This window comes from Sphingomonas sp. CCH10-B3, from assembly GCF_001556185.1.
GTDB classification, from domain to species: domain Bacteria; phylum Pseudomonadota; class Alphaproteobacteria; order Sphingomonadales; family Sphingomonadaceae; genus Sphingomonas; species Sphingomonas aquatica.
In genome coordinates this window covers 1-6,677 of the sequence record NZ_LSIJ01000071.1, presented here as the reverse complement: position 1 = coordinate 6,677, position 6,677 = coordinate 1, and the positions used below count along the sequence as shown (strand labels likewise).

At 63.1% G+C, this 6,677-nt stretch carries 6 protein-coding genes; 3 read left to right on the top strand and 3 right to left on the bottom strand.

What is annotated here, in order from left to right; translation table 11 throughout:
- Positions 1 to 290 (top strand): DUF417 family protein (locus tag AX672_RS12040; protein WP_168727458.1); only part of this gene is annotated, 290 nt, incomplete at its 5' end.
- 634 nt (positions 291 to 924) lie between these two features.
- On the opposite strand, the gene AX672_RS12035 is transcribed toward AX672_RS12040, so the two are convergent.
- From AX672_RS12035 to AX672_RS12025, 3 genes are all read right to left on the bottom strand, one after another.
- Positions 925 to 2,088: a glutathione S-transferase family protein gene (locus tag AX672_RS12035; RefSeq protein WP_066651699.1), complete on the bottom strand. Its 1,164-nt coding sequence runs from the start codon at positions 2,086 to 2,088 to the stop codon at positions 925 to 927.
- Between the two features lie 82 nt (positions 2,089 to 2,170).
- Entirely contained in the window at positions 2,171 to 5,176 is a 3,006-nt protein-coding gene (locus tag AX672_RS12030; RefSeq protein WP_015449303.1) for a Tn3 family transposase, read from the bottom strand.
- 9 nt (positions 5,177 to 5,185) lie between these two features.
- Positions 5,186 to 5,803, bottom strand: a complete 618-nt coding sequence (locus tag AX672_RS12025; RefSeq protein WP_015449304.1) for a recombinase family protein — start codon at positions 5,801 to 5,803, stop codon at positions 5,186 to 5,188.
- A 186-nt stretch (positions 5,804 to 5,989) separates the two neighbouring features.
- Between AX672_RS12025 and AX672_RS12020 the strand changes: the two genes are divergently transcribed.
- Both AX672_RS12020 and AX672_RS12015 read left to right on the top strand, forming a co-directional pair.
- Positions 5,990 to 6,307 carry a BrnT family toxin gene (locus tag AX672_RS12020; RefSeq protein WP_031290428.1) on the top strand — a complete coding sequence of 106 codons (318 nt, stop codon included), beginning with the start codon at positions 5,990 to 5,992 and terminating at the stop codon, positions 6,305 to 6,307.
- Complete coding sequence (locus AX672_RS12015) at positions 6,288 to 6,572, top strand: BrnA antitoxin family protein (RefSeq protein WP_010339846.1); 285 nt, start codon at positions 6,288 to 6,290, stop codon at positions 6,570 to 6,572. The genes AX672_RS12020 and AX672_RS12015 overlap by 20 nt, the downstream gene beginning before the upstream one ends.
- Positions 6,573 to 6,677 lie beyond the last annotated feature (105 nt).

Genomic DNA, 6,677 nt, shown 5'->3' with positions numbered 1-6,677 from the left:
GGGTGCAGGGTGGAAGCTATTTTATAGGCACCGTCGAGCTCGCGACGGCCGCTGCGCTGATTATCGGTGCTTTCAACAAGACGGCCTCCGCTCTCGGCGCGGCGATGTCATGCCTGACTTATGCCGTGACACTGACGTTTTTCCTGAGCACGCCTGGCGTCGCCGAGCCGACCGCTGGCGGGTTCCCGGCGATTTCGGCCGGAACCGGACAGTTCCTGTTGAAGGACTTGGTGCTTCTTGCGGCATCAGCGTGCCTTCTACTTGCGTCCATACGGACAGCAGACGTGTGACGGCAAACACATGATTGTCGGGTGGCTCGCGCGCACGATGTATGAGAACGGGCGTACATCGGGTGAGACGGATGCGAAAAGTTGATCGCGTAGCTGTAGGCGCTTGCAATCATATCAGTGTCTGCTCGCAAACAGCCTGATTTCCTGCTCACGCTATCTGCCACTGGCGGGGAGCGTCCTGCTCGAATTATCTGCCAGTGTGCTCGCCATCATCCGGCGCTGCTTGCAAACGGGACGTTGTGCTCACGCTCCCAGCCAATGGGTTCTCCAAACCCGTCGCCGGCAGGCGCTTTTGTGAAGCGGGTTTCCAGAACAGTTCTGACAAGCGGCGGACCGCAGAAATGCGTTGCGATCATGGTTCGCCGGCAAAGTCGTCAGAAAGGAAGGTTTTTGCGAACAGCGGCCGGCGCATAGAAGGGGCACCGATATACGCTTACGACTGAATGAGCCGAACCGCGCCAGCCGCGATCGTCCCGATTGGGATCGACGTTCGGGAAATGCACTCTTCTCCCGAAAAGCGATCAGGTTTGAGTGCCATCCGCCTCGAATGTTGAGACAGGCGCCGGAGAGAGAGGATTAGGCAATTGATGCTCTGATGCCGATGAGGAGCCGCAGCCCGTCATCGCAGTGCAACTCAGGCCGGAGCGTAACCGGTGCGGAGGCCCGGAGATGTCGGCAAGCGGGCGCCCCAGCGTTCTACATGTCCGCTTCTTTCGACCCGCACCGGCTGCGGCAAGTCTAGGAGCGGCAACAGCCCTACGCCGTCCAGCCACGCGGACACGGCGTGCTGCTGCTCGTCGCCGAGCGCGGCGAACACGTCCGTGACCCGCTGCCACAGGAAGAACAGGTACGGCTGCACGCCGCTGGCGAACGGCACGCCCCCGAACATGGTGTCCACCGAGCCGAGCACCCGTTGGTGCGGCTTGTCGGTGACCGGCGCGCCCTCCTCGGGGTCGGTGTCGGCGACGAACCGGCACAGCCAGGCGGTCTTGTCGGCCAGCTCCGGCAACAGCTCGTCCGCCATGTGCCGGAACAGCGGCACCAGCGTCTCGGGCAGTTCGTCGCCGCCTAGGTAGCAGGTCGGATACTCGCCATACTCCGGCAGATCGGCATCGGGCGCGTTCATCCGTTCGACCCAGCGCGCGACCTTGGGCGCACGGCGGCGCATCAGGTCGGCAGGAACCGGATCGCGACCGAGATGCGCGAAGAGCGGGCCGAGCAGGCCATAATCGCCGAGCGATGGCTGCCCGCCGAACAGATAGGGATGCCGGCACAGGTGTGCTTCCAGCAGGTCGAGCAAGGTGAGGTACGACGCCTCGATCGCAGGAATCGTGTCCCGCGTGACGCCGAGCATCGGCAGGTAGGACTGCATGCGCGCCATGACCTTGGCCGCACCGTCCGTTCCCGATCCGCCGGTGAACGCGTCGGTCAGAAAGGTCCGCTGCTCATCCAGATACGACCAGCGATAATGCATGGCGTGGCGCGTCAGCGTGACCACGGCGTAAAGCTCGGCGACATGCGCCAGCACGCGCTGGCGCGCGCCCGGCGGACGGGCCGACACCGGCACGCCGCGATCCTCGAAATGGTCGAGGATGTCGACCGTGTCCTGGATGACCTCTCCGTCCGGCGTCACCAGCACCGGGATGATGCCGCGGCCGATCCGGGGCACGATCTCCGCCCTGAAGCGCGGATCAGCCGGGGTGCGCTCGACATAGGTGAAGCCTTGTTTGCGCAGATAGGCTCGGCTCTTGCCCGTATAGAGCGAGTGCGGGACGCCGTAGAGAATGTGGGGTGCCATGTAGCCATCATGCAGCCGCGACGCGGCGTGCACAACGGGGGTTGAGTAGCAACGGAACAGAAAACCTACATAAGGCGCGGCTTCAGGCATCGTCGATGCCCGTGACGCTGGGATCACGGAGCGGCCGCAGCTCGCCGCGCGCGACCATGTCGGGGATGGTGAAGGCGTAGCGCCCGAGCATGTTGATGTGTTGGGAGCCGAGCGGCGAGAGGCGCGCGACGTCCTCGTCGAGGATCACATGACCTTCGGTGCGGAGCTGGTTGAGCGCGGCGTCGATGTAGATCGTGTTCCAGAGCACGACCAGATTGACGACGAGCCCAAGCGCGCCGAGTTGATCTTCTTGCCCTTCGCGGTAACGCTGACGAAGCTCACCGCGCTTGCCGTGGAATACGGTGCGGGCGAGCTGGTGACGGCTCTCGCCCCGGTTGAGCTGGACCAGGATGCGTCGCCGGTAGGTTTCGTCATCGATGAACCGCAGCATGTAGAGCGACTTGATGAGGCGGCCAAGTTCCTGGAGCGCGCGCGCTAGCTTGGTCGGGCGATCGTTGGTCTGAAGGACACGGGTGAGCCCAGTCGCGCGCACGACGCCGAGTTTCAGCGATCCGGCCAGGCGCAGCAGGTCATCCCAGTGCTCGACGATCAGCTTGGTGTTGATCCTGTTCGACGCGAGGTCGTCCAGCACACCGTAATCGGCCTTTCCATCGACACGCCAGAACCGCGCGCCGCCGATATCGGCGATGCGCGGCGAGAACTGGAGCCCGAGGAGGTAGAAAACGCCGAAAATTGTGTCGGTATAGCCGGCCGTATCGGTCATGATTTCGCTTGGCCGCAATTCGGTTTCCTGGTCGAGCACGACCGCCAGCAGATGGAGGCTGTCGCGCAACGTACCGGGGACCGTCACGGCATTCAGCCCGGAAAAACGGTCGGAAACCAGATTGTACCAGGTGACGCCGCGTTCGCGCCCGAAATAGCGCGGGTTCGGGCCGGCGTGGATCGTGCGGACCGGCACGGTGAATCGCAGCCCATCGGCCGAGGCGACCTCGCCGCCGCCCCAGGCACGGGTCAGTGGAATCCTGTTATGCGCGGCGACCAGTAGCGCGTTGGCCGCCGTCAGCGTTTCGGCCCGCATGAAGTTCTGCTTCACCCAGCTCAGCCGCGACCGGCGCAAGGCGGGGACCTCCGAGCGGACAAGCGGCTCGAACCCGGTATTGGTTGCCTCCGCGACAAGCACTGCACAGATCGTGGTCGCTATATCCTCAGCGCGCGCATTGCCCTCACTGGCATGAGTGAACGCTGCCCCGAACCCCGTTCGCGCGTGCATCTCCAGGATCAGCTCGGGGAGATCGAGCCGCGGCAGTCGCGCATCGATCGCATTATGCAGGTTGGTGAGGCTCAATGGCTCGTCGATCTTATCGAGCGGTGCGATTGATAGGTCGGCGGCGCTCGCGGTCTTCGTAATTGTCACGGCATCGTTGTCCGGCACGCGCGCGGCTGTTTCGCGGTAGGCAAGATCGAGCCGCGCCGAAAGTTTGGCGATTTCCTCGTCGCCAGCGACCGCCACGCCGACCGTGCGGCATACCGTCGGTCGCGCCGCCTCCCAGCCAGCTCCCGTCAGTAGGCCCTTGCGAGGATCGGCATAGCGAAGTGAGCGAACGGGAAAGACGTCGCGGCGACGGATGGCGCGGCGTAGTCGGTCGAGCGTACAAAGCCGGTATCCGATCAGATCGAATGCACCGTCCGCGGTCTTCAGCTGGCGGGCCCAGGCCTTGGGTACGAAAGATGTTGGTACCGGTCCACGGCGCTTTTCACCCTGGTGAACTCTCCGCAGGTGATCGACCGCGTCCAACAGCGGCTGCCCCGCTGGCGCCGCCGCAAGATCGAGCCCAGCAAGCATCTTCGGCAGATAGCGCATCGTGCCAGTCTGCTGGCGCAACTCGACGAAGTAGCTCTCGTCGGTCGGCCGGGCGAGCAGGTTCACCTGCGCGACGGCCTCGGTCAGCGCTGCCCGGTCGACGAGCGCGAACACGGCTGCGCGGACCTCGGTGTCGCCGATACTGTCATCGAGCAGCACCGCCCCGACATCGCGAAGCCGGAGCGATGCGGCGTCGAGATCGCGCAGTGAGCGCATCCGCGCCTCCTTGGCGTTGATGCGCGCATTGGAGAACATCTTGGTCGACACGGCGTCGAACAGGTCGATGACATCGTCGCTGGCCGACGCTTCAAGCGTCCGGATGAAGGCAACCAGGGTCGCCGCGCGGCGATCGTCCGGCAACCGGGCGACGGCCTGCGCTTTCGCGGCGCCGGCAAATCGCGCTAATGCGGCGGCCTTGCCGGGCGGTACGCGGTCGAGTTCGGGCAAGCCTGTGGTGAATGTACGGATTTCGGTCAGTCGGTCGATGGCCCGGCTGATCTCAGGGCCGCTTTGCAGATATGGCCCATCACGGAGTCGATCGAGCGGGCTTTGCCGTCCATCTTCGGCAACAGCGACGAGCGTATCGAGCCGGGTACGTTGCTCTGACGTCAGCTTGTCGACCAGGCGGCGATGGACGTGCGCGGCGACTCGCGTGCGGACCCGTGCGATATCGCGCTCGAGGACGGACAATCCCGGTAACATCACCTTGAACTCGAGCAGCCATGTCGCGGCTGCGTCGAACAGGGCCGACGGTCGATCGGTGCCCGTCCAGCACAGCGCATACAGGAAACGATGCAATCGGAACGCGACGCCGGGATCGGAGAAGACTCGGTAGCCATAATGAATGCGGATGCGCGGGCCGTGCCGCCATCGTCCCTTGGTCGCGCAATATCGCGCCATTAGTTCGGCCGATCCGTCGATCGCCAGTTGGTCGCCAGCAAATCGCGTGACGGACGCAGGTATTTGCGCCGGATCTTCGAGAAAAGTGCCGAGCAGCCTCAACGAGCCAAGCTGCACCGCGACACCGAGCCGGTTGTGGTCGCCGCGGTGTGCGCCGATGAACGCCCGGTCCGCATCGTCGAGATGAAAGTGCCGCGCCAGCTGTTCCGAGGTCGGATCGCCTACGAAGCGACCATATCGCAGTGCCTGGTCGTCCGAGAGAAAGCTGACTGGCACCGCTTCACGCTATGCCGCTGCCGCGGATCTGGTCCCGCGCTTGGCCAACAGTTCGCTGGCCCGCTCTCGCGGCTGTCCTTTGGCGTCGACATAGGCATAGAGTGTCGACACCGATACTCCGAGCTGGACAGCGACGTCGCGCGCGGCATTGTCGCGGTCTGCCATCAACGCCATTGCGGCCTTCAACTTCTGTTTCGTCATCACCCGTGGCCGCCCGCCCGCGCGGCCACGGGCCCTGGCCGCAGCCAGCCCTGCCATCGTGCGCTCGTGGATCAGGTCGCGCTCGAACTCGGCCAGGGTTGCGAAGATGCCGAACACTAACCGGCCCGTGACGGTCGTCGTATCGATATCGCCGGTCAGCACCTTCAGGCCGACGCCGCGCTTCTGCAGATCTCCGACCAGCCCGACGACGTGAGGCAGCGACCGTCCAATTCGGTCGAGCTTCCAGACAACAAGAGCGTCGCCATCACGCATGATATCGATTGCCTTGTCGAGCCCAGGCCGTTCGGTCGTACGGCCCGAGCAAACGTCGTCGAAGATCCGGTTGCATCCGGCACGATCGAGCGCATCACGTTGCAGATCGAGATTCTGCTCGCCCGTCGACACCCGCATGTACCCGATCAGCATCGACGCCCGCTCCCTCTTGCATCAATCTATCGAACGATGGGTTTACCGGCTATAGGTTTCTGGACGGGTAGATGTGAGATTGAAGGCCGTCCAGTGGGTCGATCGCGTTCGTCGGACCGCTTCGCATCAAACCGGGGTTTGTTGTGACCGCATGGTTCAGCGTTGCATCTGGCCCTCGAGCAATGTATGCACGATAATGTCAATACAGGAAGTTTTGTGATATTTGAGTGGGACGACGACAAGGCCGCTGCCAACCTGCGCAAGCACCATGTCGCATTCGAGCTGGCTGAGCTGGTCTGGGATGATCCCGCCCATATCATCGTGTTTGATCGCTATGAAAACGACGAAGAACGCTGGCACGCGATTGGCTTGGTACGCGGCATATTGATCTTAACGGTCGTCCACACGCTCCCCACGGGTGACGATGAGAACAGCATACGTATTATCAGCGCCCGAAAAGCGACAGCCGATGAAAGGAAACGTTATGAAGCACAAGATGACTGAGGCTGACATAGCGGCCCAAATTGCGCAGCTAGTGGACATGCCTGACACTGACATCGACACGGCGGATATTCCCGAGGCACCGATTGAGAATTGGGCTTTGGCAAAGCGTCCCGGTCTTTACAAGCCGCGCAAAAAACCCGTTACCCTGCGGCTCGATACCGATGTGGTGAGCTGGTTCAAGGATCACGCGCAATCGGGGGGATACCAGACCGAAATAAACCGCGTGCTGCGCCGTTATGTCCATGACAACGCGGACCGGAGATAAGCGGCTGCTTGGCTTATGTAGGTTTTCTGTTCCGTTGCTACTCAAACCCCTAATTCGATCGGTGATGCCCACTGCGAGGGCGCCGAACAGATTGACGAGCCGGTC